Source organism: Azospirillum agricola, from assembly GCF_017876095.1.
In the GTDB taxonomy this organism is placed as follows: Bacteria; Pseudomonadota; Alphaproteobacteria; order Azospirillales; family Azospirillaceae; genus Azospirillum; species Azospirillum agricola.
This window is the reverse complement of the sequence record NZ_JAGINM010000011.1, coordinates 87,478-114,029: the sequence shown is the minus strand read 5'-3', so window position 1 is coordinate 114,029 and position 26,552 is coordinate 87,478. Positions and strand designations below refer to the sequence as shown.

The window sequence follows — 26,552 nt, the reverse complement described above, 5'->3', positions numbered from 1 at the left end:
ATGACGAAACCCGCGCTCGTCTTCAGTTGGGAGATGTTCGGTCCCTACCACATGGACCGGCTGGAGGCGGTCGGCCGCCGGCTCGGCCACCTCTACGACGTGGTCGGGCTCGAGGTCGGGTCGAAGTCGCACACCTACGCCTGGGATTCGACCGGCGGCGGCCAGAATTTCCGCAAGATCACGCTTTTTCCCGGCCAATCGAAGGCCGACCTGTCCAAGGCCACGGTCTACCGCGCCCTGCTGCGCGAATGCCGCAAGGCGGATGCCCGCTACGTCTTCCTCTGCCATTACGAGGACGCCGACGTCTTCGCGCTGGCCACGACGCTGCGGCTGATGGGCCGCAAGGTCATCAACATGAACGCGTCGAAATACGACGACAAGCCGCGCATCCTGTGGCGCGAGCTGGTCAAGAGCGTCTTCTACGCCCCCTATCAGGCGGGCATCGGCGGCAGCCACCGCACGGTCGATTATTTCCGCCTGCTGGGCCTGCCCAAGGACCGGCTGTTCATCGGCTATGACACGCTGTCGCTCGACCGCATCCGCCGGCTGTCGGGGATGGATCCGGCGCCGGGCGGCGTGCCCTTCGCCGACCGCCACTTCACGATCATCGCCCGCTTCGTGCCGAAGAAGAACCTGTTCCGGGCGGTCGAGGCCTACGACCTCTACCGACGGTTGGCCGGCGGCGCGGCGCGGCCGCTGCACCTGTGCGGCTCCGGCCCGCTGGAGAGCGACCTGCGCGCCGAGGTGAGCAAGCGCGGCCTGGACGGCCATATCCTCTTCCGTGGCTTCCTCCAGGAGAAGGGCATCGCCGAGACGCTCGGCTCGACGCTCTGCCTGCTGCTGCCCTCGCTGGAGGAGCAGTTCGGGCTGGTCGTGAACGAGGCGCTGGCCATGGGCGTGCCGACCATCCTGTCCGACCAGTGCGGCGCCCGCGACGTGCTGATCCGCAGCGGGCTGAACGGCCACATCGTCGAGCCCGACAACCCGGAGGGGCTGGCCCGCTACATGCTGTCGGTCGCCGGCAGCGAGGAGGAATGGCGGCGCCTGAGCCTGAACGGCCGCCCCTTCCAGGCGCTGGCCGACTCCGACTTCTTCGCCGAATCGGTCGAGCGGGCGGTGGCGGCGTTGGGCGGCTCCAAAGGCGATCCCAAGAGAGCTCCGGCAACGGAGCGTGAGGCCCAGCCCTCCGGCCAGCTGAGCGGGAGCCAGGGATGAGCGCCCCGGACCGTTTCCCCCACCCGGCGACGCCCCACGTCGTCGTGTCGGGCCGGCTGCCGCCGCCGGTGGACGGGATGAGCCGGGTCACCGCCCTGGTGCTCGACCGGCTGCGGGAGCGGCTGCGCGGGCGCGTCGAGGTCGCCGACCTGTCGCCCGGCTGGAACGGCGGCGGCTTCGGCTACCACCGGCGCAAGATCGGGCGGGTGCTCGGCACCATGGGCCGGCTCGCCGCCGGGGTGCGGCGGGCGGACCGGCGCTTCTACATGCCGGTCGACGCCGGCTGGGGCGCGCTCTACACGGCGGCTCTGGCCGGCACGGCACGGCTGCTCGGCTATGAGCGCACCCTGCACCACCATTCCTTCGCCCCCATCGCCAAGCCGACCTGGCGGATGCGGCTGCTGACGCGGGTCGCCGGGCCGGACTGCACCCATGTGCTGCTGTGCCCGGCCATGCAGTTGCGCTTCCAGCGGACCTACCCGGCGGCGCGGACCTGCACGACCATGTCCAACGCCATCTTCACGCCGCCCGCCCTGGCGCCCCGGCCGCCGCGCGTCGGCCCGCTGCGCATCGGCCACCTGTCGAACCTGTGCGCCGACAAGGGGCTGGACACGCTGTTCGCCCTGCTGCGCGCGCTCCAGGTCGCCGGGGTCGACGCCCGGCTGGTGTTGGCCGGGCCCGGGCTGAGCCAGCGCGACAACGCGCTGGTCGCCGCCGGCCTGCTGGCCTTCGACGGCGCCGTCGAGTATCGCGGCCCGGTGAGCGGCGCCGCCAAGGACGCCTTCTACCGCGACATCGACGTCTTCGCCTTCCCCACCCGCTACCGCAACGAGGCGCAGCCGCTGGTGCTGTTCGAGGCGATGGCCGCCGGCGTGCCGGTGCTGGCCCATGAGCGGGGCTGCATCGGCTCCGACATCCCGCACGAGGGGCTGGTGCCGCGGGAGGGCGATTTCGTCGCCACGGCGCTGCCGATCCTCGACACCTGGAGCGCCGACCGCGAGGCGCTGGCGGCGGCCTCGGAACAGGCGCTGACCCGCGCCCGAGTCGCCTTCGAGGCGGGACGCTCCGGGCTGGACGCGCTGCTCGACCGCATCGCCGGCCCCCTGCCGCTCCCGGCCGCCGCCGTCCGCGCCAAGCGGCGCGTGGCGGGATAGAGCTTTTCAAGCGACGGACCGTGCTCCCACCCGATCCCTCCCCGCCCAGCGGGGAAGGGTTGGGGAAGGATTGGGGTGGAAGGTCGTCACCTCATCCCTTCCGGTCCGATCCGGTCGCGCGGGATCGCCGCGCCGCGCAGCGGCTCGCCGACCTGCCCGGTCACCGTCCCTTCGATCCGGTACTCGCCGCCGCTCAGGCTGTTGACCAGCTGGTCCTTCGCCGCCGGCCCATGGACGCCCTGGACGATGTTGCCGGTCGCCACGTTGTCGCGCATGAAGCCGGCCTTGCCGGCGCTCGGCACCCATTCCAGCCGTAGGAAGCGGTCCTTCGGGTCGGTCAGCAGTGCAACGTTGTTGGTCACCCGATTGCCGTCGCCGCCGTGCAGGAAGATGGCCGCCATGCCGGTGTTCTCCAGCAGGTTGCCCTCCACCGTCACCCCGTCGGTCAGGTCGTCGAGATAGATGCCGAAGCCCTTGTAGCGGGTCAGCCATTGGCCCGCCGCGTCGGTGGCGATCCCGCCGGTGTCGCGGATGTCGTTGAAGCGGATCACCGTGCGGGTGTCGATGTCGCTGCGGCCCAGCGTCTCGATGGCCCCGGCGTCGGCGGTCTGGCGGGCGGTGTCGCGGATGCGGTTGTACTCGACGACGTTGTCGACGTTCTTCGTCTGCTCGTTCCAGTTCTTGATCGAGATTCCGTAGCGGGCGGCGTGGCGGATGTCGTTGTGGGCGATCAGCGTGTTCCTCACCCCCGCCGCCATCACCCCGCCGCCGAAGAAGCGCACCTCGCCGATGTTCGCCATGCGGTTGCCGAGGATGCGGTTGCCGTCGCTGCCGGGCATCAGCTGGACGCCCGACCGCCCGAGATGGTCCATGCGGTTGCCGGCGATCTCGCTGCCGCCCGTCCCGTCGAGTGTCACGGCGGTCCCGACCAGCGCGAAACGGTTGCCGGCGACGCGGTGTCCGCCGCCGCCCTTCAGCAGGATGGCGGTGCCGTCCTGCGGCACGTCGGCGAAGCCGAGTCCCTCGATGGCGACGTCGCGGGCGCCCTCGACGCGGATCAGCGCGCCGAGCCGCGCCACCACCAGTTCGCCCCGACCATCGGCGCGCTCCTTCGGTGGCAGGACCATGAGCCGCTTGGCCTTCGCGTCCCAGGCGAACTGGCCGGGGTGCTTCAGGAAGTCCGGATGCCCGAGCAGCCGGACGGTCGAGCCGTCGCGGTAGGGGTACTGTCCGTCCCGGTCGAGGGTCAGCAGGCCGCGCGGGTCGGTCGAGGCGACGCCGAGCAGGTCGTCGGACAGCCGCTCGCGGTCGAGCGCCTGCGCCCGCACCCCCGGTCCGGCCCAGCCGGCGCGCAGCGTGCCGGGCGGCACGAGCAGCTTGCGCTTGCTGCCCGGCGATTTGGGATCGTCCTTGCTGGCCTTCGCCGGGAACCAGCCGCTGCGGACCGGGTCGGCGGGATCGAAATCGCCGCTGCGGGCGGCGTCGAGCCGGACGCCGGCCAGCGCCACGTCGAGGCCGGGGTCGCGCGCCAGCGGCGCCGACAGCACGCCCTTGTCATCGACCGACGCGCCGCCGATCCGCTCGCCGCCGGACAGAACCGGGGTTTCCTTGAGATAGGCGGCGATGCGCAGTCCTGACAGATTCCCGCCGACGACCAGCGGCTCCGTCAGCGCGTAGGTGCCGGCGCGCAGCCGGATGGTGTTCGGCCCGCCGCGCCGCGCCTCCTCCAGCGCGCGGGCCGGCGTGGCGAAGGGGCCGTCGCGCCCATCCGGCGCCGGATCGGCCAGCCGCCCCGACCATTGGTCGTTCCCCTGGGGGGAGACGATGCTTTCCGCATCCTCCGCCCGCAGCGGAGCGGTCAGGGACAGGAACGCGACCAGCGCCAGGATCGTCCGACGCGCCATCCGGGGTGCCATCCGATGCGTCATGAGGGTGTCTCCCGAGCTGGAGGGCCGAGCAGGAAGGGGAAAGCTGCCCCATCCCCCGAAGAGGCGCAAAAGCGCGAAGGGAGTGACGCGGGTGCGAAGGGCGCACACCCTCTGCACCCCTCCAGCCCCGGACCCTGGCGTATAGGCTGGCCGTTCCTCCTATCCGGACCGTCCCGCTCCCCTTCACTCCCAAGGACCGACGCGGCATGATCGAAATCGCGTTGATCGCGCAAACGCTGGTGCTGCTGCTGGTCGCCGTGGCCTTCCTCAGCACCGGCAGCGCGTCGATGTTCCACCCGCTGACGCTCTATCTGGTGTTCCACGGGCTGGTCTTCGTCCTGCGGCCGATCCTGGTCCACACCGCCAACTTCGATCAGGTGTGGCTGTTCATCGGCTTCTGGCCCGACGCGCAGCAGTTCGTCTTCACGCTGATGGTCAGCTCGGTGGCGCTGATCGCCTTCGCGCTGGCCTGCGGCTGGGCCGGCAACGTTCGGCCCGACCTGTCGCGCACGCCCGATTTCCGCTTCGACAAGGTGGACATCGTCGCCTTCGTCACCACGGCGGCGCTGCTCGCCCCGCTGGCGGTCTATTCGGCGATCCAGCGGCAGCAGGGCGCCAGCTTCACCGGCAGCGGCGACGTGCAGATGGAGCGCGACCCGCTGACCGGCCAGCCGATCTACACCAACACCACCGGCTACATCGCCGAGGCGCATTCGATGGGCCTGCCGCTGACGCTGGGGGTGATCTGGGTCTGCCGCTTCCACCCGCTGTCCTTCATCCCCTTCGGCGCCTTCGTCGCCTACCGCGCCTATCTCGGCTGGGGGCGCTGGGCGATCATCATGGGCATCCTCGGGCTGGTGCTGCTGGTGCTGTACCGGACGCGCACCCGCTGGTTCCGCCTGTGGCACGTCGCCGTCGCCCTGCCGGTGCTGGCGCTGTTCAACATCCTGGGCAACAACCGCGGCGCGCTGCGCGACATCCTGGCCGGCGACGCCGGCTGGTCGAGCCTGTTCCGCGCCACCGCCGGCGACGGCGGCCGCGCCATCGACGCGCTGGCCAACCAGGATCTGGCGAACTTCGACTTCCTCGCCTTCATCCTGTGGGTGGTGCCGGAGCAGTCGGGGACCTACACTTGGTTCACCCAGTATCTCCAGCTCTTCACCGAGCCGATCCCGCGCGTGCTGTGGCCCGACAAGCCGGTCGGCGACCCGCTGAAATGGGTGTCGCTGCACGATTACGGCAACTTCGCCAACCTGACCACCTCGCTGCCCGGCGACGGCTGGATGAGCGGGGGATGGATCGGCATGCTCGTCACCATGGTGGCGGTCGGGCTGATCCTCGGGCGGCTGCACCGCTGGTTCTGGACCAGCGGCTTCCTCAACCGATACGCGGTGTTGTTCTACTGCGCCTTCCTGCCGCTGTCGCTGCAATGGTTCCGCGACGGCAACATCACCATCGTGAAGTTCGGCTTCTTCTCGCTGCTGCCGATCCTGCTGTGGATCGGGCTGACGCGGGCGCTGCGCGCCTGGGGCATCCTGGACGACGACCCGCTGAGCCCTCACACCCGTTCCGGCGCCCCGTCGAATTTCGCTTCCGACGCTTGAGGACGCTTCCATGACGCTCACCGTCAGCGCGGTCATCGCCACCTACAACCGCGCCCCGGAACTGCGCATCGCTCTGACCCGGCTGATGGCGCAGACCACGCCGCCGGTCGAGATCCTGGTGATCGACGACGGCTCCAGCGACGGCACCGACGCGATGATGCAGAGCGAGTTCCCAACCGTCCGCTACGTCCGCCAGCCGCACAACGGCGGGCTGATCCTGGCGCGCAACTTCGGCTTCGTGAACACGACCGGGGACTGCGTGCTGTCGGTGGACGACGACAGCTGGTTCGTCGAGCCCGACGGGCTGGAGCGCTGCGTCGCCCATCTGGAGGCCAACCCGGACGTCGCCGCCGTCGCCTGCAACATCGAGACGCGCGACGGGCTGGTCTATTTCCCCAAGGGAGCGGCGCCGTTCGACGTTCCCTGGTACGTCGGCTGCGGCCATCTGCTGCGGCGCAGCGCGGTGGCGGCGGTCGGGCTCTACATGCCCGAGCTGTACCGCCAGGGCGAGGAGAAGGACCGCTGCCTGCGCCTGCTCGGCGCCGGCCACCGGGTAGTCGCCCTGCCCGAAGTCATGGTCTATCACGACAAGAGCGAGAAGGGCCGCAAGCCGGGGCTGGAGCGTTTTTACAACCACCGCAACGACCTGATCCGCGAGGTGGCGCGCTGCCCGGCCGGGATGCTGCCCCGGCGGTTCCTGCGGAGCTGGGTCGGCAACAGCTGGAAGAACCTGCGGCACGGCCCACGCCTGACCGACCTGAAGGTGCTGCTGGCGCTGCCGGAGATTCTCCGCATCGGGCTGAAGCACCGCGCCCCGGTCGACGAGGCGGCCTACCGGCGCTGGCTGGAGCTGGCGGCGACGGCGGCACCGGCGAGCGCGCCGCAGGCCCGGCACAGGGCTACGCCAGCGCCCGCAGGAGCGCCCAGCCCAGCACGACCAGATTGACCGACAGGGTCATCGCCATCCCCGGCGCCCGCGCGAAGGGGTGGACGAGATAGCCGCCCCAGAACAGCAGCCGGCCGATCACGAACAGCCAGGTCGCCACCACCGGCACGCCCAGATCCGGCAGGGGCAGCGTCGCCACCAGCGCGGCCAGCGCCGGGACGAAGATCAGCGTCTGCTCGACGCTGTTGGCCAGCACCCGCTGGCTGACGCGCTGGAGCCGCGATTCGGGATCCTCGATGGGGTTGAAGGCACGTCCCAAGGCGCGCGCCAGCATGACGCCGCCGGCCATGGCGAACAGGACCAGCGCCGGCCACAGGACCAGCCGCCCCCAGAAGGCCATGCGGGCGCCCGGATCGGCGATGCCCACCGGGGCCGCCACCACCGACACCAGAAACGCGAAGAGCAGCAGCGTCGCCGCTGCCGCTCCCGCATTCACCAAAGCTGCCCGCATCGTCAGGGAGGAGGATCGCCGTTCGGCCATGGAAACCCTTCCTCCTTTTGGACGCCGGGTCAGCCGAGACCCTTCTGGCCCATCTCCAGGAACTTCTCGCGGCGCTTGGCGCGCAGCGCGGTGCCGTCCAGCCCGTCCAGTTCGCCCAGCGACTGCTCGATGGCGTCGCCAAGCGCCTTGACCATCTCGGCCGGGTCGCGGTGGGCGCCGCCGATCGGCTCCGAGACAACGCGGTCGATCACGCCGAGTTCCTTCAGGTCCTGGCTGATCAGGCGCAGCGCGATCGCCGCCTCGCCCGCCATGTCCGAGCTGCGCCACAGGATCGAGGCGCAGCCCTCCGGCGAGATCACCGAATAGATCGCGTGCTCCAGCATCAGCACCCGGTCGGCGGTGGCGATGGCGATGGCGCCGCCCGAGCCGCCCTCGCCGATGACCGAGGCGACCATCGGCACCTTCAGCCGCAGGCAGCGGGCGATGCTCGACGCGATGGCCTCGGCCTGCCCGCGCTCCTCCGCCTGGACGCCGGGGAAGGCGCCGGCGGTGTCGACCAGCGAGATCACCGGCAGATCGAAGCGGTCGGCCAGATCCATCAGGCGCTGGGCCTTGCGGTAGCCCTCGGGCTTGGCCATGCCGAAATTGTGGCGGACGCGCGACTCGGTGTCGTGGCCCTTCTCCTGCCCGATGACCACGACCGAGCGGCCACGGAAGCGCCCGAGACCGCCGATGATCGCGCGATCCTCGGCGAAGAAACGGTCGCCGGCCAGCGGCGTGAAGTCCTCGATCAGCCCCTGGACGTAATCCAGGCAATGCGGGCGGTTGGGGTGGCGCGCCACCTGAACCTTCTGCGCGGGCGTGAGCTTGGCGTAGGTCTGCCGCAGGAGCTTGTCGACCTTGGCTTGCAGCTTGGCGACCTCGTCGGCGATGTTGATGTCGCCGGCGTTGGTCAGATGCCGCAATTCCTCGATCTTGCCTTCAAGCTCGGCGATCGGCTTTTCGAATTCCAGGAAGGTCTGCATGCCGGACACGGGTGGTTCAACGAGGCGCGCGCTTGGTTAGCACGCTCGGGACGGACAGGCCACTGCATAAAGAGCCGGCACCGCCCAGGAAAAGCCGACAAGGGATCCGCGAAGGGGGATTCCAAGCCGGCCGCCTTCCCTTTATCCTGTCCGGCCATGGGATTCCAGGATCATTTCTCCGCCCATGCGGGCGATTACCGGGCCTTCCGCCCCACCTATCCCGCCGCCCTGCCCGATCTGCTGGCCGGGGCGGCGCCGGCGCGCGGGCTGGCCTGGGACGTCGGCTGCGGCAACGGGCAGCTCTCCACGGCGCTGGCCGGGCGCTTCGCGGCGGTGGCGGCGACCGACGCCAGCGCCGAGCAGATCGCCAACGCCGACCCCCGCCCCAACATCCGCTACGCCGTCGCCCCCGCCGAATCCAGCGGGCTGGACGGGTCCTCCTGCGACCTGATCGTCGCGGCGCAGGCGGCGCACTGGTTCGACCTCGACCGCTTCTACGCCGAGGTTCGGCGCGTCGCCAGGCCGGGTGCCGCGCTGGCGCTGGTCAGCTACGGGCTGCTGCTGGTCGACCCGATGCTCGACCCGCTGATCGAGCGTTTCCACAACCACACGCTGGGGCCGTACTGGCCGGCCGACCGCTGGAAGGTGGTCGACGGCTACCGCGACCTCCCCTTCCCCTTCGACGAGTTGACCGTCCCGCCGGTGGCGATGGAGGCCGACTGGAGCCTGCCGCGCCTGCTGCACTACATGAACACGTGGTCGGGGGTGAAGGCGGCGGCCAAGGCGACGGGCGCCAACCCGCTGGACGGCTTCGCCGACGCCATCGCTCCGCTGTGGGGCGACCCGGAGCGGGAGCGGACCATCCGCTGGCCACTGGGGATCCGGCTGGGCCGGGTCGGCTGAGGAAGGACGGCCGGCGCCTCAGCCGGCCTTGCGGCGCCCGGTGCTGACCAGCAGGACGCCGGCGACGATCACCGCCGCCCCGCCCCAGACCCAGGGCGAGTAGGTCTCGCCGAAGGCAAGCGCGCCGCTCGCCAGCCCGACCGCCGTGGCGACGTAGCCGATCTGGCTGAGATAGACCGGCCCGGCCACGACCTGGAGCCGGAAATACAGCACATAGGTCAGCGCCGTCAGCGCGATCTGGGCCAGCGCCAAGCCCGGCGCCAGAGCCAGCCCGCCAAGATCGCCGAATCCACCGCTCGCCAGCAGGGCCAGCGCCACCCAGACCGCCCCGCCGAACATGGTGCCGGTGGCGAGCGCCAGCGGATGGGCGCCCGGCGGCCAGGCCCGCGTGCGGTAGACGTTGCCGGCGGCGACCGACAGCGGCGCCAGGAAGGCGAAGAGCATCCAGCCGGCGAGGTCGGGCGACGGCAGGCTGCCGCGCGGCCCGACGATCATCAGCGCGCCGAGCAGCCCGACGCCGATGCCGACCACCCGGCGCCGGTCCGGCCGTTCGAGGCGGATCGCCGTCGCCATCAGCAGCGTCAGGATCGGCGGCAGCGTATAGACCACCGCCGTCAGCCCGGCCCCCAGCCTCGGCATCACCAGGAACACCACGACGTTGGACAGCGCCATCGACAGGAATCCCGACACCGCGTAATAGCGCAGATAGCGCCCGCTCCACGGCAGGCGACCGCCCCGCGCGCGGGTCAGCGCGGCGAGGATGATCCCCGCCCCGACCATCATCGACAGCGCCCAGGGCAGCGGCGCCACCCCGGCGGTCTGCGCCAGCTTGGTGATGGGAAACAACGTGCCGATCAGCCCGCCGGTGGCGAGCAGAAGGGCCAGCGGCTCCCACCGGCGGGAGGGGACGAGAGCCGGAGCGGCGGACGAGGCGGACATGGGCGGACTCCGGGACAGGCTCCGGCGGAACAGGACGGATCGGACGACAGACATCGGCCGATCCGCGCCCGAAGGCCAGCCCTTCCCCCGGCATCCCACCCGTGCGGGGCGCGCAAAGCCCCGGCTTCGCTCAGGACACGGGCATCACACCTCGCCGGCGACCAGACGGTCGTAGGCCGGCAAGGTCAGGAACTCCACGAAGTCGCCACGCGCCACCAGATCGCGGAACAGAGCGGCGGCCTCCTCGTAAGCACCGGCCCCATACGTCTCGGCACCGACGCGGGACGCCCAACCGGCCAGTTCCCCGGCGATGACCGAATCGACGAGGTCGAGCGTCACCGCGCGACCGTCGTCCAGGCTCACCCCGTGATGGAGCCATTGCCAGACCTGGGCGCGGCTGATCTCGGCGGTGGCCGCGTCCTCCATCAGGTTGAACAGCGGCACGCAGCCCTGGCCGCGCAGCCACGCCGCGATGTAGCCGATGCCGACCGCGACGTTGTTGCGCAGGCCCGCCTCGGTCTTCGGGCCGGCCGGGATGGCCAGCAGGTCGGCGGCGCTCACCGCCACGTCGGCGCGCTTGCGGGTGATCTGGTTGGGGGTGGGCATGTAGGTGTCGAACACCGCCAGCGCCACCGGGACCAGCCCCGGATGGGCCACCCAGGTGCCGTCATGGCCGTTCGACGCCTCGCGCTCCTTGTCGGCGCGGACGCGGGAGAAGGCGACCTCGTTGGCGGCGGGGTCGTCCTTCACCGGGATGAAGGCGGCCATGCCGCCGATGGCCGGCGCGTTGCGGCGGTGGCAGGTCCGGATGGCGAGCTGGCTGTAGGCCGACAGGAAGGGGGTCGCCATCGTCACCTCCGCCCGGTCGGGCAGAACGGCGGCGGGGTCGGCGCGGAACTTCTTGATGACGCTGAAGATGTAGTCCCAGCGCCCGCAGTTCAGCCCGGCGGAATGGTCGCGCAGTTCGTAGAGGATCTCGTCCATCTCGAAGGCGGCGAGGATCGTCTCGATCAGCACCGTCGCCTTGATGCTGCCGTGCGGCAGGTGCAGGTATTCCTCGGCGACGGTGAAGACCTCGCGCCACAGCCGCGCCTCGAAATGGCTTTCCAGCTTGGGCAGGTAAAAATAGGGGCCGCTGCCGCGCGCCAACAGCTCGCGCGCGTTGTGGAAGACGTAGAGGCCGAAGTCGAACAGGGCGGCGGAGACCGGCTCGCCCTCCATCCGGACGTGGCGCTCCTCCAGATGCCAGCCGCGCGGGCGGACCTTCAGCACGGCGGTCCGGTCGTCCAGCCGGTACTTGCGGCCGGTCGCCGGATCCTCGTGGGAGATGGTGCGATGGACGGCGTCGCGCAGGTTGATCTGGCCCTCGATCAGGTTGGCCCAGGTCGGGCAGTTGGCGTCCTCGAAATCGGCCATGAAGATTTTCGCGCCGGAGTTCAGCGCGTTGATGACCATCTTGCGGTCGACCGGCCCGGTGATCTCCACCCGGCGGTCGAGCAGATCGACCGGCAGCGGGGCGATGCTCCAGTCGGCCTCGCGGATGGCGCGGGTCTCGGGCAGGAAATCGGGCTTGACGCCCTGGTCGAGCAGGGCCTGGCGCTTGACGCGCACGTCGAGCAGCCGCAGACGCTCCGCCCCGAACCGCCCTTGCAGTTCGGCGATGAAGGCGAGCGCCTCCGGCGTCAGGATCGCGTCGAAACCGGGGGACAGCGGCCCCAGGATGTCGAGGCCGGAGATGGTGGTGGACATGACGCGCTCCCCTTCCCTTATCGAAAGAACCGCTCTGCGGCGGTTGAGGAAACGGTATAGCACGGCACGCGCGGACTCCAGGGACGGCCGAACGTCGCAGGAGCGGGGCTGTCCTCCAACCGGATGAATATCGAACGGGCAGCGGATTGAGTGTCAGACACAGATGAACACAGATAGACACAGATGAATATGATAAAAAAATTTGCATCGAGAGGTGCCGACAATCAACAGCCACGCATCTCGGTTCATCTGTGTCTATCTGTGTTCATCCGTGTCAGAAAATTCGACCCACACCGCGGCCGTCACTCCGTGGAAGGCTCGACGACCTTCTTCCGCGCCAGCGGGTGATGCTCGTGCATGACCTTCCTCAGCCGCTCGGTCACCACATGGGTGTAGATCTGCGTCGTCGCGATGTCGGCATGCCCCAGCATCTTCTGGACCGAGCGCAGGTCGGCCCCGTGATCCAGCAGATGCGTCGCGAAGGCGTGGCGCAGGACGTGCGGACTGACCTTCTCGGGGTCGATGTTGGACTCGACCGCCAGTTCCTTCAGCAACTGGGCGAAGCGCTGCCGCGTCAGATGGCCGCCCAGCGAACTGCGCGACGGGAACAGGAAGGGCGCCTGCACCGCCTCCCGCCCGGCCACCAGGAAATGGGCGCGCAGCGGCAGATAGACGGCCAGCGCCGCCAGCGCCGGATCCGACAGCGGAACCATCCGGTCCTTGCCGCCCTTGCCGCGCACGAGAAGGCCGCGCCCGTCGCGCAGGATCGCCGTCATCGGCAGGCCGACCAGTTCCGACACCCGCAGGCCGGTGGCGTAGAGCACCTCCAGCAGCGCCACCAGACGCAGCCCGTCCGGCCCGCCGCGCGCCTCGGCGGTGGCGAGCATGGCGCCGACCTCGGCCTCGGTCAGGATCTTGGGCAGCGAGCGCCCCTGCTTCGGGCTGTCGAGGGCCGAGGCCGGGTCGTCGGCCCGCCGCCCCTCCGACACCAGGAAGCGGTAGAACTGCCGCATCGCCGACAGCCGCCGGGCGACGGTGCGCGGGGCGGCCGGCCCGCCGCCGCCGGCCCCACCGCCAGCCCCACCGCCGGCCTGGAAGGCGAGGTAGGCGCGCAGGTCGTCCGTCCCGGCGCTCTCCAGCGGCAGGCCGCGCTGGGCCAGCCAGCGGCCGAGGTCGGCGAGGTCGCGCTCGTAGGCCATCCGCGTGTTGAGCGCCGCCCCGCGCTCGCCCGTCAGCATGTCGAGGAAGGCGTCCACATGCGGCGAGGCCGCCAGGGGGCGTGGTTTGCAGGGGCGTCCGCGACGCTTGGGTTCGCTCATGGCCTCAGGGTCCCGCAAGGTTCGGCCCGGCCAGCGCCGCCATGGCCTCGCGGGCCAGGGCGCGGCCGTCCGGCTCCAGCCCGACCGCGCGCAGGTTGGCCGCCACCCGCGCGGTGACCAGCGGCGACACCACGGCCGGCCCGCCCTCGCCGAGCAGCAGCAGCGCCGTCACCACCGTCTCGCCGACGCGGCCGCCGGTCGCGGCGTCGCCCAGCCGCTGCCACAGCGCCGGGTCGACGCCGCCCTGGCCGCCGCCCTGGCCGCCGGGCGGGCCGGCGCCGTCGGTCGCCGCCATCCACGCCTCGTCGGGCACCGCGACGCCCACCGCCTGGAGCAGCGCGAGTTGCCCGGTGATCCGCACCCGGTCGGCGGCCCCGGCGCCGCGCAGCGCCTCGTCGAGCCAGCCGCGCAGATCGACCGACTCGGGGCCGCGCCCGGTCGCGACGGTCGCCAGCGGCCACAGCCACGCGACGTCGGCGCTCCGTCCGGTGCGGAAGGCGAGATCCTGCCAGCGCTTCGCCGCGTCGGGCCGGCCGAGCGCGTAGAGCAGCCGCGCGGCCGCCGGGGCCAGCGCCGCCGCGTCGCTGGTCGGCGACACGCCGTCGAGCAGGCTGGCCGCCGCCGCGCCGACCGGGCCGGCGCGCAGCGGCGCCTCGACCAGATCGACCGCCAGCAGGGCAAGGCCGACCCGGCGGGTTCCGTCCATCGCCCCGGCCATCGCCTGATGCACCAGCGCGCGGCTGCGGGCGGAGCGGTCGCGGCCGGCGATGTCCTTGACGCGCAGCAGCTCGTCGCCGCGCGCCGGCACCACGCCGTAAAGGTCCAGCAGTTGCCGGCCGTCGAGATACAGCGCCGCCGCCGCCCGCTCCGCCGCCGTCACGCGGGTCGCCGGATCGGTCGAGGGATTGGTGGCGACCGCCGCCAGCGCCGCCGGGTCGCTCAAGCCCAGCAGGTCCGGCGGCACGCCGACCCGCGCGGCGCGCAGGGCGGCCAGCGTCAGCGCCGCGTCGGCGCCGAGCGCCCCGTCGCGCAGCGTCCGCATCGCCGGGGACGGCCCGCCGGTCAGCGCCTCGGCGACGGGCAGGAAAGGGTCGGCGCGCGGCGCCCGCTCGCGCAGCAGGGCGAGCGTCAGGTCGGCCCCCGCCTGGTCGCCGGAGCGGGCGCGGCAGAACAGCTCCAGCTTGCGCCAGTAGAGGCCGTCGAAGCCCTGGCCGCGCGCCCGCGCGCGCGGGCAATCGATGGAGCCGCGCAGAAGCTCGGCGTCGGTCAGGGCGCGGGCGGCGGCCTCGTCGGCGGCCAGAGCGTCGGGCAGGCGCGCGGCGAGGTCGGCCGCGCCCTGCGGGTCGCCGAGCGCCGCCAGCTTGGCGACCCGCAGGGCGCCGAAGCGGCGAATTGGGGCCGCTTCGCCCGCTTGGCCTCCCGCATGGGCCTCCTCCGGCTGGACGGTGGGCGAACCGGCGCTGAGCAGCAGCCGGCGCGCCAGCGCCTTGGCGGCGGGGGACGGGGTGGAGACCGGCAGGGCGGCGATCAGCGGCAGCAGTTCCGCCCGGCCGATGCCGCGCCACGGGTCGCCGCCGAGTCCCCGCGCGCCCTCCAGCAGGCCGGCGCCGTCGGGATCGGGAGGGCCGAGCGGCTCGCCGCGGATCACGGCGGGCGGCGGCACGGTCGGGACCACCGCCAGCGACGGCGGAACGGGAGCCGGCAGCAGCGGAGTCGGCACGCCCATGGCCGGCGCGCCCATGGCGCCCGCTACCCCACCGGCGGTGCCGGCCGGCTGGGCGGGCGCCTCCGGATCGGCCGGAAGGCGGAAGGCGTCGGCGGAGCCGCCACCCTGCACCGCCCCGCCGGGGGGCGCCTCCACGGAAGGCGAAATCAGGCGGACGGGCGGACCGATGACGCCCTGGGCCGGGGCGGAGACCGCCCAGCCCGCGACGGCCAGCGCCAGCGCGGCTGCCAACGTCCGGCCGCCCCCCGGATCGGCGTCAGCGCGGGAAGCGCTCATCCGGGAGGACTTTCTCCACCGTCTTCGATGGAACCGGCATGTCCCAGGATGCGAGGAACGCCATGCCGCCGCCGATGACCAGCAGCAGCAGAATGACGAGGACGGAGACGAACCGGCTCATGGCACCAAGGCGTGTTGTGTCTGGGAACGGCGAAACGCAACGGAGCTATCATGCCCCGCGACCGCGCGGCTTGGGACAAGGAATGGCTTTTCTGCTAAAGCAGTCGCCCGTCCGCCCGGTCGCCACCGGACGGGCGGACCGTCGCTGGCTGGCGTCAGTGTAGCCTCAGGATGCACCGCCGCGCAACAGATGGCCCGGACCTGCGGCGTCACGGCTTGCGGGACCGCGCCGCGCGGCGCGGTCCCGCCATGCCCCTCCTGCGCGCGCTTGTGTCGGGGTGGGTCGGGCGGGTATGACGGATCGGCGACAGGGGCGGGATTTGCACGGGCGGGGTTTGCAGATGGGTGGGGTGAGATGGGACTGCGCAAGGCGATGACCGCCCAGCTTTCGCGGCCGGGGGAGACCGCGCCGCCGCTCCTGCCCCGCACCGTGGTCCTGGTCGGGCTGATGGGCGCCGGGAAGAGCGCCATCGGGCGCCGTCTGGCCGCGCGCCTGAACATGACCTTCCGCGACGCCGACACCGAGATCGAGGCCGCCGCCGGCTGCACCATCGCCGAGATCTTCGCCCGCGACGGCGAGGCCGTCTTCCGCACGGTCGAGCGCAAGATCATCACCCGGCTGCTGACCGAGGAGCCGCCGCACATCCTGGCGACCGGCGGCGGCGCCTTCATGGACGCCGACACCCGCGCCGCCACTCACGCGCACGGCGTGTCGGTGTGGCTGCGCGCCGAGCTGGACGTGCTGATCGCCCGCACCGCGCGGCGCACCCACCGGCCGCTGCTGAACCAGGGCGACCCGCGCGACGTGCTGGGCCGGCTGATGGCCCAGCGCTACCCGGTCTACGCCGAGGCCGACCTGACGGTGGTCAGCGACGAGCGCCCGCCCGACACCACGGTTGAACTGGTGATCGACGCGCTGGAGGCGCATTTCGGCGTGCGCCTGCCCCACCGCGCGCCGTCGGCGCACCATCACGGTTCCGGCCACGGTTCCGGCCACGCCCCTTCCGGCAAGCCCCTCCCCAAGACCCCAGACAAGAGCGTCGAGAAGCCCTGATGACCGCCACGCCCGACACCGTCCGCCTCGACCTCGGCCCGCGCAGCTACGACATCCTGGTCGGCGACGGCGTGCTGGCCGATTCCGGCGAGCGCATCGCCGCGATCACGCGGGGCCGCGCCCCCATCGTGGTGACCGACGCCAACGTCGGCCCGCTGCATCTCGACACGCTGAACGCCGCGATGGTGGGGGCCGGCATCGCCCCCTCCCCCGCCATCACCCTGCCGGCCGGCGAGAAGACCAAGGATTTCGGCCATTTCCAGGCGCTGATGGACGGCATCCTCGGGCGCGGGATCGAACGCTCCACCGTGCTGCTGGCCCTGGGCGGCGGGGTGATCGGCGACATCACCGGCTTCGCCGCCGCCTCCGCCCTGCGCGGCATCGACTTCATCCAGGTGCCAACGACGCTGCTGAGCCAAGTGGACAGCTCGGTCGGCGGCAAGACCGGCATCAACAGCCCGCACGGCAAGAACCTGATCGGCGCCTTCCACCAGCCGCGCCTCGTCATCGCCGACACCGCCACGCTCGACACGCTGCCGCGCCGCGAGGTGCTGGCCGGCTACGCCGAGGTCGTGAAGTACGGGCTGATCCGCCTGCCCGGCTTCTTCGCCTGGCTGGAGGAGAACGGCCACCGCGTGGTGGACGGCGACAGCGCCGCCCGCCGCCACGCCGTCACCGTGAGCTGCCGCGCCAAGGCCGACATCGTCGGGGTCGACGAGCGCGAGAGCGGCGACCGCGCCCTGCTCAACCTCGGCCACACCTTCGGCCACGCGCTGGAGGCGGCGACCGGCTTCGGCCAGACCCTGCTGCACGGCGAGGGCGTCGCCATCGGCATGGTGATGGCCTTCGACCTGTCGGTGCGGCTCGGCCTCTGCCCGGCCGAGGACGCCCGGCGCGCCCGCGCCCATCTGGCCGCCGTCGGCCTGCCGGTGCGCGCCGCCGACGTGGCCGGGGTGGAGTGGGACGTCGACGGGCTGCTGCGCTCGATGGCCAAGGACAAGAAGGTTCTGGACGGCCGCATCACCTTCATCCTGGCCGAGGGCATCGGCAAGGCCTTCACCCGCCGCGACGTCGACGCCGACGCGGTGCGCGCCGTGCTGGCGGACTCGGTGACGCCCGCCTAGAGTGCCTATCAAAAACCCGGTCCGATGCGCTGAAGTCGTTGATTCTCCTCAACCTCAGACCGGTTCTGATCCGCACTCTGAACAGAACCATTTCTGGACGAAGCGCCAGCATATGAGGGTCGAGCCGGTCAACCCAGCCTGATGTGAGGATCAAGCATGCTTGTAGCCAAGGGGGTGCGGGCGCCAGCACGGCTTTGGGCTTCCTGACTTCTGCCGCAACGCGCCAGAAGTAGACGCTGCAAAATCACATTTTAATTAGAGTAGTTCGCTCCAGTTGTAATTCTATATCTAATGCCGCCAGATCCCATCGATGAATTGCAGCTTCTGCAAACCGTTACATGATTTGATTCATCCGTATACCACGTTGTTCTTGTGGATCTATTCGAATTGTATCCAACATCATTCCAGTGTTTGGCAACGGGGTCAACGTGATCAATTGATGCATCGCTATTCAAAGCGACGTGACCGGCCCCGACTGGACAGATCCACGTATTTGGAAGTACACCTGGATTATTTTTAACATAATCAGTCATTTTCTTTTTTGCTGCACTATTATAATAGTTCCCGTAATTCGTTTCTCTAATTGAGTTATTAAGATTTTTTGGATTACTCAACCAATCAATAAGATTCTTCATAGTTCCTTGCGGATTCGGTCCGACTTCTTTTTTTATTTGCGCAATTACTGACGATTTATTTGATCCCGGATCAAAATAATTAAATATTTTATTTAGCAATGCATAATCATCACCAGTATCTCCCGCGTACTCCATCTCAGTTAATAGATCCTGTATTTGATCTTCAAGAGCAACCGTTGTTTTTGCATTGAAATTCATGCGCTGAATCACCAGTCGACCGGGATGCTTGACGATTGCGGGATCTGCCCTAACAACGGTCGCGGGTTGAATCGCTAGCCCCACCGGTTGCCATCGGGCGGGTGGCGGTTCAATGGTAACCGGCCGCCACGCAGGACGCTGCGTCACTGGCTGAACCGTTGGCTGGCTCGGTCGGACCGGATTGGCTGGCGATATCCTGGCAGTAGGCGGTTGCGAATGAATATGAGCACTGCGATCCACAGGCAGCTTGAGAACCGATGGAGTTGCCCAAGATTTAGGGGGTGAGCCCAAGTTGGGAACAATGGTGGGTGGATACGGCACTGTTACAGCCAGCTTTGGCAAAATCGTCGCAGACGAGGCGGGCGGCGCGATATTGTGTTTTACTGCGGGTGGGACAGACGGTGGCGCAAAAACACCCTTTCTGGAAGATGCCGGAGGAGAGGTCGGTGTGGGTGAAAACGGGCGCTTGGCAGACATCGGACCCCTCTCTTCCATCCAGTTGACTGTCAGCTCAGCAATGACGCGGCGGACAGGAAAAGCACTGCTCCGAAACGGTTCATCACGCACCCCAGGATGTCCGCGCGCCTGTGAGCGCAACCTGAGTATCTCCATCCAGGGCATGTGTGTCTATCGCGTTTGGACAGGCTGACAACGTCGGTGGACGCGCTCGCCGGCTTCAAGGCGCTGGATAAGAGTGCGGATCAGAACCGGTCCGAGGGTGAGGGAGGTCAACGGCTTCAACACGCAGATCGGGGTTTTGATAGGCGCTCTTAGCGCCATCGGCTTCCGGAACCCCCGCCTCTCCGTCCATCGTCTCATTGCGGGGGTCACGGACCGTTTTCCATACTTCCCCCGACAGCACCGCGCCCGGCCGGACGATCCGGCGGCGGTGCCCACCGGGGAGGAAAAACCATGAGGATTCTATTCGCCGCCGCGACCCTCGCGCTGTTGGCGCAGCCGGCCCTTGCCCTCGACGTGCGGGAGTCGGCGCGGATCGCCGCCCCCATCGGGAAGGTGTGGGAACAGGTCGCCGCCTTCTGCGCCATCGCCAACTGGCACCCGGCCGTGGAGGGCTGCACCCTGCGCCAGGGCGGCGCGGTCGAACGCGAACTCGCCCTCAAGGGCGGCGGCGCCATCGAGGAGCGGCTGCTGGCCAGTTCCGACCAGAAGCACCGGCTCCGCTACACCCTGCTGACCGGGCCGCTGCCGGTCGCGGACTATGTCTCCACCATCCGCCTGAGCGCGGTGGACGCCAACACCACCCGCGTCGTCTGGTCGTCCCATTTCAAGGCGAAGGGCGCCTCCGACGCCGAAGCCCGCAAGGCCATCGCCGGCATCTACACCGCCGGCTTCGACGGCCTGCGCAAGTCGCTGACCGGCCAGCCGCCGTCGCATTGAGGAAACCGGGCGGCTCCGCGGAAGCACGCAATCAGCGATCATCCATCCTATTGACTGTTTCTATCGCCAACTGTCAGGATCAATTTCCGGTGACGCGACCGCGCGCCGACAGAGCATCGCTTGTCCACGACATCGACCACCGAGGGAGACGGACACATGCCCACCCGGAGACTGATGCCGGATGTCATCAAACACCAGGACCTGTCCTGCCTGCCGCCCGACGCCACCGCGCGGGACGCCGCCCTGCTGATGGCCGAGCGGCGCATCGCCGCCGTGCTGGTCACGACCGGGCGGACGCTGAAGGGCATCGTCACCGAGCGCGACATCACCGTCCGCGTGGTGGCCGCCGGTCTGGATCCGTCGGCGACCCCGCTCTCGGCGGTGATGACCGCCGATCCCGACACGCTGGAGCCGGCGGCCTCGGCGTTGGCGGCGATGGAGCTGATGGAACGCCACCATTACCGCCACCTGCCGGTCGCCGTGGACGGCGAGGCGGTCGGCATGGTGTCGATCCGCGACCTGTTCGCCGTGGTCCGCAGCCATCTGGAGGACGAGATCCGCGACCGCGAGGCCTTCATGTTCGGCTCCGGCTATTCGGCGGAAGCCACCACGTAAGGGAAAGAGCGGCGATCGGCCGGGGCATCCCGGCCGGACGCCTGGTTGACGCAACGGTAACGCTGCATTGCGGTGGGGTCGGGTTGACCGGACGGCTCACCCCACCGATAGTTCACCCTGTCACAGGTCGCCTCCGCCGCGGCCGGCCGGCCGTCGGCCACCGGGCGGGTTCCCCCGACACGATGAACCGAAGGTCCCGATGCCCCTGTCCGCACCCGCCGCGCGCGAGCCGATCCACACCCGTCGGGTCACGTGCCAAGGCTATCGCCGCGCCGACGGGCTGTGGGACATCGAGGGTCACCTGACCGATATCAAGAGCTACGGCTTCGACACCGAGGAACGCGGACGGCTGGAGCCCGGCGATCCCATCCACCAGATGTGGATGCGGCTGACCGTGGACGACCAGTTGACCGTCCGCGCGGTGGAGGCGGTGACCGACGACAGCCCCTACGGCGCCTGCGGGTCGATCACCCCCGCCTTCCAGACGCTGGTCGGCCTGCGGATCGGCGCCGGCTGGACCAAGGCGGTCAAGACGCGGCTCGGCGGGCCGAAGGGCTGCACCCATCTGGTGGAGCTGCTGGGACCGCTGGCGACGACCGCCTTCCAGACCGTCTTCCCCATCCTGGCCCGCGAGGCGGCCCTGAAGGCCAAGGCCGAAGGGCGCGACCCGCGGGACTCCAGCGATCCTCCGGTCCTGCTGAACATGTGCCACATCCTCGCCAGCGACGGCGATGTGGCGCGGCGCAACTGGCCCCGTCACTACACCGGCGCCGACCGCGACGCGGACGGTCTGGATTCGAAGGAGGGGAACCGCGCGGCGGCGGATTGATCGCGGGCCGGGCCGGCTCTCACACCTCCGCGAAGGGCAGGCCCGCGCCGGGCGTCGGCTTGCCCCCCGGCGCCGAGAAGGCCGGATCGCCCGACCCGCCGGAACCGCCCACGCGCTCCGTCTCGTCGGCCACGGGCAGTTCGAACGGCGTCCCCAGGAAGGGATCGCTGCCGCCATGGCCGGCGCGGATATGCCCGTCCTCGGTGCAGGCCCGGCGGTAGTAGGCGGCGATGAACACGCGCACGGCGGACGTCAGCGTCACCTCCGCCTCGTCCGGCGGCACGCCGCGGCGGCGCGCCTGCTCCTCGATCCGCTCCTTGATCGAGGTGCACAGCCTGTTGACGGTGAGCCCTTCCCGGCGGCCGATGTCCTCCAGAGCGTCCCACATCGACGGTTCCAGCCGCATGCTCGTGCGGTGGCCGCCGATCATGATGTTCTGGCTCTTCAACGGTTCCACCCCGTGCTTGGGGTTGTCCGCCTGCTTCTTCTTCGGCCCACGCTTCGCCATCCGCAGCCCCTTCCACGAAGCCGCCGGTGGACACGCGCGATCTGCGGCCACCCCGGCGCGATAAATGGTTGCATGTCCGGCACTTTACTAAACGATGCGGGAATTGCAACCTCAGTCACGTAGAGATTTATTTCATATCCCGAATATATCTCTCAATGGTTGCATGCGTATGTATGCGTATACATCACGGAAACGGGTGCCGTCAGGCGACCTCGGCCGGGGTGCGGGTGGTCAGGGCGAGCGCGTGGACGCGTTCCGCCAGCTCGTCGGCGAGCAGGGCGTAGACCATGCGCTGGCGTTCGACCCGCGAGCGGCCGACGAAGGCGGACGAGACGACGGTGACGTGGAAATGCGTCTCGCCCTTGGCGTCTGCGCCGGCATGGCCGGCGTGACGATGCGACTCGTCGATCACCTCCAGGGTGTCGGGGGCGAGGCCGGCGGCCAGTTTCTCACGGATGCGGGTGGCGTATTCCATAGGGTCCTCGGGAGGGGCCATCCGGGACCGGGCTTCGGCCACCGGAGGATACACAAGTGAGTGCGCCGTCAAGCCTCTGTCAAGGTGCGCGCCCCACTCTTTGCGGAGGGCGGAAGCCCTCTCCGGCGCGCTTGCCAGAGCGGACGGCTGTTCCCATACTTGCCCGATGAGCAAGCACCGCGCCCGATCCTACGCCGACACCCACACCGCCGCGCGCGGCGCGACCCGCGTCTGCGACCATCCCGAATGCGTCGCCGCGGGCGAATACCGCGCACCCAAGAGTCGCGGCTCGCTCAATGAATACTGGTGGTTCTGCCTCGACCATGTCCGGGAGTACAACCGCGCCTGGGACTATTACGCCGGCATGTCCACCGACCAGATCGAGGCCGAGGTCCGCCGCGACACCACCTGGCAGCGCCCGAGCTGGCCGATGGGCAAATGGGCGGCGCAGGAGAAGTACCTGCGCGACCGGGTGCTGCACGGCTTCAGCTTCGAGTTCGGCCAGAACCCCGGCAAGGACCGCGACGAGGAGAAGGCGCACCGCCGCCAGCACGCCCGCACGGTGGAGGAGGAGGCGCTGGCGGTGCTGGATCTCGTCCCGCCGGTGGACTTCCCGGCGATCAAGGCGCGCTACCGCGAGCTGGCGAAACGGCACCATCCCGACGCCAACGGCGGCGACAAGGCGGCCGAAGAAAAATTGAAAGAGATCAATCTGGCCTACAACACGCTGAAAGCCTGTTATGCTGCCTGAACCCGCGATGGCGCACCGGGTTTCCCCCGCGACCGCCGGACAACCGACACTTGCTGGAACGTAAGACCCCAACCATGCCTTCCCAAGGAGCCACGCAGGCCAGCTCGGCCCTGTTCGACCACAAGCCCGACACGACCGTCTCGGTGCGCGAGGTTTTCGGAATCGACAGCGACATGCGGGTGCCGGCCTTCAGCCAGCGCACCGAGCATGTGCCCGACGTCGACGAGGCGTACCGCTTCGATCGCGACACGACGCTGGCGATCCTCGCCGGTTTCGCGTTCAACCGCCGCGTCATGGTGCAGGGCTATCACGGCACCGGCAAGTCGACGCACATCGAGCAGGTCGCCGCGCGCCTGAACTGGCCCTGCATCCGCGTCAACCTGGACAGCCACATCAGCCGCATCGACCTGATGGGCAAGGACGCCATCGTGCTGCGCGACGGCGTGCAGGTGACCGAATACCGCGAGGGCATCCTGCCCTGGGCCCTGCAACACGCCTGCGCCCTGGTGTTCGACGAGTACGACGCCGGCCGCCCCGACGTGATGTTCGTGATCCAGCGCGTGCTGGAGGTGGAGGGCAAGCTGACGCTGCTCGACCAGAACCGCGTCATCCGCCCGCACCCGGCCTTCCGCCTGTTCTCCACCGCCAACACGGTGGGCCTGGGCGACACGACCGGCCTCTACCACGGCACGCAGCAGATCAACCAGGGCCAGATGGACCGCTGGAACATCGTGGCGACGCTGAACTACCTGCCGGTCGACGCCGAGGTGAAGATCGTCGCCGCCAAGGTGAAGGACTACGACGACGCCAAGGGCCGCGAGACGGTGGCCTCGATGGTGCGTCTGGCCGACCTGACGCGCTCGGGCTTCATCAACGGCGACATCTCCACCGTGATGAGCCCGCGCACGGTCATCACCTGGGCCGAGAACGCGCGCATCTTCAACGACGTGGCCTTCGCCTTCCGCATCACCTTCCTCAACAAGTGCGACGAGGTGGAGCGGCCGACGGTGGCCGAATACTACCAGCGCTGCTTCGGCGTCGAACTGCCGGAGACGGGGGTCCAGGCGAACCTCGTGTGATCCGCGCTTGCGGTGTCACGGCTTCCCTTCGGGGCGGGCCGTGGCGCCGCGCGCAGGGATTCCCACGGATTGACGCACGGATTTCACGGATGAAGGTCAGCCTGGGCACTGATCTCGACGGTTTGACCGAGCGGGTCATCGGTGCCGCCTTCGCCGTCCATGGCGCTCTCGGCCACGGGTTTGCCGAAGCGGTCTGCACGAAGGCCCTGCTTCGCGAACTGGCGGACGACGGACTCCAGGCGTCCACGGAAGTCCCCTTCAAGGTTCACTACAAAGACGAACCCGTCGGATGTTACTTTGCCGACCTCGTCGTCGAACAGCGGGTGATCGTGGAGTTGAAGACATGCGAGGCGTTGATCCAGGCCCACAGCCGGCAGGTCTTGAATTATCTGCGGGCAAGCGGGTTGCCGGTCGGCCTTCTGCGCAACTTCGCAAGCCCGAGCCTGACCGTCCGGCGCGTGCTGCCTCCGGCGCGACATCCGTGAAAGCCGTGTCCCAATCCGTGACATCCGTGGCAACCTTCCTCCCCGCCGCTTGACCGCCGCAAGGCTCCAACCACCTCCGAAGACACCCGCGATGACCCAGAACGACACCCCCGTCGAGGCCTTCAAGCGGTCCACCACCGCCACGGTGCGCGCCCTGTCCCATCGCGCGGAGGTGCAGGTCGCCTTTTCCGCCGACCCGCCCGGCCTCGCCGGCCAGCGCGTGCGGGTGCCGCAGCCGGCGCGCGACCTCAACCCGGTGGACGTCGCCAAGCTGCGCGGGGCGGCCGACGCCGTGGCGCTGCGGCTGCGCCACCACGACCCGCTGGTCCACGCCCACCGGCTGCCGCTCGGCGATTCCGCCCGGCAGGCCTTCGACGCCATGGAGCAGGCGCGCTGCGAGGCGCTGGGCTCGCAGCACATGGCCGGCGTCGCCCGCAATCTGGAGGCGGCGCTCGACGACAAGTACAGCCGCCAGGGCTTCGACCGTTTCGAGGACCGCGGGCAGGTTCCGCTCGCCGAGGCGCTGCGCATGATCGCGCGCGAGGCGATGACCGGCGCCGCCCCGCCCCCCGCCGCCGCCCACGCCGTCGATCTCTGGCGCCCGTGGATCGAGGAGAAGCTGGGCAAGGACCTGCGCGGCCTCGCCAGGCACGCCGCCGACCAGGATTCCTACGCCCGCGCCGTCCGCCGTCTGCTGACCGACCTCGACATGGAGGTCGGCCAGGAGGCCGACCAGGAAGAGGAGGAGCAGGAGTCCAAGGATTCCGCCGAGAGCGCCGAATCGCCCGAGCATGGCCAGACGCGCGGCCAGGACGACCAGGACAGCGACTCCGAATCCATGGCCTCGTCGGAGATGCAGGACAGCTCCGAGATGGGCGAGAGCGCCGAGGAAGGCGCCGGCGAGGAAGGCGACATGGAGATGGGCGAGGGCGAGGGGGCGGAGGAGCCCGCCGGCCCCGGCCAGCCCTGGCGCAACGACACGAGCCGCCGCAACGAGGCCGACCCCAACGCCTACAAGGCCTTCACCACCCGCTTCGACGAGGTGGTCGACGCCGCCGACCTCTGCGACCCGGCGGAGCTGGAGCGGCTGCGCCACCTGCTCGACCAGCAGTTGCAGCACCTCCAGGGGGTGATCTCCAAGCTCGCCAACCGGCTGCAACGCCGGCTGATGGCCAAGCAGCAGCGCTCCTGGAGCTTCGACCTGGAGGAAGGCATCCTCGACGCCGCCCGGCTGGCCCGCGTCGTCGCCAACCCGGTGCTGCCGCTCTCCTTCAAGAAGGAGAAGGAAACGGACTTCCGCGACACCGTGGTGTCGCTGCTGATCGACAATTCCGGCTCGATGCGCGGCCGGCCGATCTCCATCGCGGCGATCAGCGCCGACATCCTCGCCCGCACGCTGGAGCGCTGCGCGGTGAAGGTCGAGGTGCTGGGCTTCACCACCCGCGCCTGGAAGGGCGGGCAGGCGCGCGAGCATTGGGTGGCGTCGGGCAAGCCGGCCCACCCCGGCCGGCTGAACGACCTGCGCCACATCGTCTACAAGTCGGCGGACATGCCGTGGCGCCGCGCCCGCAAGAATCTCGGCCTGATGCTGCGCGAGGGCATCCTCAAGGAGAACATCGACGGCGAGGCGCTGCAATGGGCCTACACCCGCCTGCTCGGCCGGCCGGAACAGCGCCGCATCCTGATGGTGATCTCCGACGGCGCGCCGGTCGATGATTCCACCCTGTCGGTCAACGCCGGCAACTATCTGGAGCGGCATCTGCGGCAGGTGATCGAGCAGATCGAGACCCGCTCCCCGGTGGAGCTGGTGGCGATCGGCATCGGCCACGACGTGACCCGCTACTACCGCCGCGCCGTCACCATCGTCGACGCCGAGCAGCTCGGCGGCACGATGATGAACAAGCTGGCCGAGCTGTTCGACGAGGACGACCGCCGGGGGGGCGGCCGGCGCTGGCGCTGATCCGGCGGGGACGGCGTCCTTCGCTCAGGAGCCGACCCTTGCACGCGACCTGTCTTTTTCTCCTTTTCCACCCGCCCCACTTCCAGCTTGCTACC

Annotated in this window: 25 protein-coding genes; 14 read left to right on the top strand and 11 right to left on the bottom strand. The window is 69.8% G+C overall.

The genetic code is table 11. The features are described 5' to 3' along the window. Together J2847_RS17720 and J2847_RS17715 are read left to right on the top strand one after the other, a co-directional pair. Positions 1-1,215 carry a glycosyltransferase family 4 protein gene (locus J2847_RS17720; RefSeq protein WP_233474600.1) on the top strand — a complete coding sequence of 405 codons (1,215 nt, stop codon included), beginning with the start codon at positions 1-3 and terminating at the stop codon, positions 1,213-1,215. After that, complete coding sequence (locus tag J2847_RS17715; RefSeq protein WP_233474599.1) at positions 1,212-2,369, top strand: glycosyltransferase family 4 protein; 1,158 nt, start codon at positions 1,212-1,214, stop codon at positions 2,367-2,369. Before J2847_RS17720 ends, J2847_RS17715 begins: the two co-directional genes overlap by 4 nt. Positions 2,370-2,455: 86 nt before the next feature. On the opposite strand, the gene J2847_RS17710 is transcribed toward J2847_RS17715, so the two are convergent. Further along, positions 2,456-4,297, bottom strand: a complete 1,842-nt coding sequence (locus J2847_RS17710; protein ID WP_209780220.1) for a right-handed parallel beta-helix repeat-containing protein — start codon at positions 4,295-4,297, stop codon at positions 2,456-2,458. A 206-nt stretch (positions 4,298-4,503) separates the two neighbouring features. Between J2847_RS17710 and J2847_RS17705 the strand changes: the two genes are divergently transcribed. Both J2847_RS17705 and J2847_RS17700 read left to right on the top strand, forming a co-directional pair. Next, positions 4,504-5,901, top strand: a complete 1,398-nt coding sequence (locus J2847_RS17705) for a hypothetical protein (protein ID WP_209780219.1) — start codon at positions 4,504-4,506, stop codon at positions 5,899-5,901. 10 nt (positions 5,902-5,911) lie between these two features. Then, positions 5,912-6,847 carry a glycosyltransferase family 2 protein gene (locus J2847_RS17700; RefSeq protein WP_209780218.1) on the top strand — a complete coding sequence of 312 codons (936 nt, stop codon included), beginning with the start codon at positions 5,912-5,914 and terminating at the stop codon, positions 6,845-6,847. Here J2847_RS17700 and J2847_RS17695 read toward each other — a convergent pair. Both J2847_RS17695 and J2847_RS17690 read right to left on the bottom strand, forming a co-directional pair. Then, entirely contained in the window at positions 6,801-7,328 is a 528-nt protein-coding gene (locus tag J2847_RS17695) for an MAPEG family protein (RefSeq protein ID WP_209780217.1), read from the bottom strand. The two genes, J2847_RS17700 and J2847_RS17695, sit on opposite strands and share 47 nt — an antisense overlap. Positions 7,329-7,357: 29 nt before the next feature. Then, positions 7,358-8,314, bottom strand: coding sequence for an acetyl-CoA carboxylase carboxyltransferase subunit alpha (locus J2847_RS17690; RefSeq protein WP_209780337.1), 957 nt, complete (start codon positions 8,312-8,314; stop codon positions 7,358-7,360). A 156-nt stretch (positions 8,315-8,470) separates the two neighbouring features. Between J2847_RS17690 and J2847_RS17685 the strand changes: the two genes are divergently transcribed. After that, positions 8,471-9,217, top strand: a complete 747-nt coding sequence (locus J2847_RS17685; RefSeq protein ID WP_209780216.1) for a class I SAM-dependent methyltransferase — start codon at positions 8,471-8,473, stop codon at positions 9,215-9,217. Positions 9,218-9,235: 18 nt separating this feature from the next. Here J2847_RS17685 and J2847_RS17680 read toward each other — a convergent pair whose 3' ends face one another. From J2847_RS17680 to J2847_RS17660, 5 genes are all read right to left on the bottom strand, one after another. Further along, on the bottom strand, positions 9,236-10,156 hold the full coding sequence (locus tag J2847_RS17680; protein WP_209780215.1) for a DMT family transporter: 921 nt from the start codon (positions 10,154-10,156) through the stop codon (positions 9,236-9,238). 144 nt (positions 10,157-10,300) lie between these two features. Beyond that, complete coding sequence (gene aceB / locus J2847_RS17675; RefSeq protein ID WP_209780214.1) at positions 10,301-11,905, bottom strand: malate synthase A; 1,605 nt, start codon at positions 11,903-11,905, stop codon at positions 10,301-10,303. A 302-nt stretch (positions 11,906-12,207) separates the two neighbouring features. Beyond that, entirely contained in the window at positions 12,208-13,224 is a 1,017-nt protein-coding gene (locus J2847_RS17670; protein WP_209780213.1) for a site-specific tyrosine recombinase XerD, read from the bottom strand. Positions 13,225-13,228: 4 nt separating this feature from the next. Further along, positions 13,229-15,226: a hypothetical protein gene (locus J2847_RS17665; RefSeq protein ID WP_209780212.1), complete on the bottom strand. Its 1,998-nt coding sequence runs from the start codon at positions 15,224-15,226 to the stop codon at positions 13,229-13,231. Further along, entirely contained in the window at positions 15,207-15,347 is a 141-nt protein-coding gene (locus tag J2847_RS17660) for a hypothetical protein (protein WP_179166178.1), read from the bottom strand. The genes J2847_RS17665 and J2847_RS17660 overlap by 20 nt, the downstream gene beginning before the upstream one ends. A 354-nt stretch (positions 15,348-15,701) precedes the next feature. Between J2847_RS17660 and J2847_RS17655 the strand changes: the two genes are divergently transcribed. Both J2847_RS17655 and aroB read left to right on the top strand, forming a co-directional pair. After that, positions 15,702-16,400: a shikimate kinase gene (locus J2847_RS17655; RefSeq protein WP_325169436.1), complete on the top strand. Its 699-nt coding sequence runs from the start codon at positions 15,702-15,704 to the stop codon at positions 16,398-16,400. Continuing rightward, the gene (aroB, locus tag J2847_RS17650) at positions 16,400-17,524 is read left to right on the top strand and encodes a 3-dehydroquinate synthase (RefSeq protein ID WP_209780211.1); all 1,125 of its coding nucleotides are present in this window, start codon (positions 16,400-16,402) and stop codon (positions 17,522-17,524) included. Before J2847_RS17655 ends, aroB begins: the two co-directional genes overlap by 1 nt. Before the next feature lie 251 nt (positions 17,525-17,775). Here aroB and J2847_RS17645 read toward each other — a convergent pair whose 3' ends face one another. Next, a complete protein-coding gene (locus tag J2847_RS17645; RefSeq protein WP_209780210.1) occupies positions 17,776-18,924 on the bottom strand; it encodes a hypothetical protein in 1,149 nt (382 codons plus the stop codon). A 345-nt stretch (positions 18,925-19,269) separates the two neighbouring features. Here J2847_RS17645 and J2847_RS17640 point away from each other — a divergent pair, with 345 nt between their 5' ends. The 3 genes from J2847_RS17640 (at position 19,270) to J2847_RS17630 (ending at position 21,199) form a co-directional block, all read left to right on the top strand. Further along, positions 19,270-19,755: an SRPBCC family protein gene (locus J2847_RS17640; RefSeq protein WP_209780209.1), complete on the top strand. Its 486-nt coding sequence runs from the start codon at positions 19,270-19,272 to the stop codon at positions 19,753-19,755. 156 nt (positions 19,756-19,911) lie between these two features. Further along, on the top strand, positions 19,912-20,370 hold the full coding sequence (locus tag J2847_RS17635) for a CBS domain-containing protein (RefSeq protein ID WP_209780208.1): 459 nt from the start codon (positions 19,912-19,914) through the stop codon (positions 20,368-20,370). A 199-nt stretch (positions 20,371-20,569) separates the two neighbouring features. Continuing rightward, entirely contained in the window at positions 20,570-21,199 is a 630-nt protein-coding gene (locus tag J2847_RS17630; protein ID WP_209780207.1) for a DUF2889 domain-containing protein, read from the top strand. A 19-nt stretch (positions 21,200-21,218) separates the two neighbouring features. Here J2847_RS17630 and J2847_RS17625 read toward each other — a convergent pair whose 3' ends face one another. Then, positions 21,219-21,707 (bottom strand): ribbon-helix-helix domain-containing protein, encoded by a 489-nt coding sequence (locus tag J2847_RS17625; RefSeq protein WP_209780206.1) that lies wholly within the window; start codon positions 21,705-21,707, stop codon positions 21,219-21,221. Between the two features lie 202 nt (positions 21,708-21,909). Then, on the bottom strand, positions 21,910-22,182 hold the full coding sequence (locus J2847_RS17620) for a BolA family protein (RefSeq protein WP_085554991.1): 273 nt from the start codon (positions 22,180-22,182) through the stop codon (positions 21,910-21,912). Between the two features lie 166 nt (positions 22,183-22,348). Here J2847_RS17620 and J2847_RS17615 point away from each other — a divergent pair, with 166 nt between their 5' ends. The 4 genes from J2847_RS17615 to cobT all read left to right on the top strand — a co-directional run bounded on the left by J2847_RS17615 (position 22,349) and on the right by cobT (position 26,457). Continuing rightward, a complete protein-coding gene (locus J2847_RS17615) occupies positions 22,349-22,933 on the top strand; it encodes a DnaJ domain-containing protein (RefSeq protein WP_209780205.1) in 585 nt (194 codons plus the stop codon). Positions 22,934-23,007: 74 nt separating this feature from the next. Continuing rightward, positions 23,008-24,012: a cobaltochelatase subunit CobS gene (cobS, locus tag J2847_RS17610; RefSeq protein WP_209780204.1), complete on the top strand. Its 1,005-nt coding sequence runs from the start codon at positions 23,008-23,010 to the stop codon at positions 24,010-24,012. 89 nt (positions 24,013-24,101) lie between these two features. Beyond that, positions 24,102-24,497 carry a GxxExxY protein gene (locus J2847_RS17605; RefSeq protein ID WP_209780203.1) on the top strand — a complete coding sequence of 132 codons (396 nt, stop codon included), beginning with the start codon at positions 24,102-24,104 and terminating at the stop codon, positions 24,495-24,497. A 91-nt stretch (positions 24,498-24,588) separates the two neighbouring features. Continuing rightward, complete coding sequence (gene cobT / locus J2847_RS17600; protein ID WP_209780202.1) at positions 24,589-26,457, top strand: cobaltochelatase subunit CobT; 1,869 nt, start codon at positions 24,589-24,591, stop codon at positions 26,455-26,457. Positions 26,458-26,552: the final 95 nt, after the last annotated feature.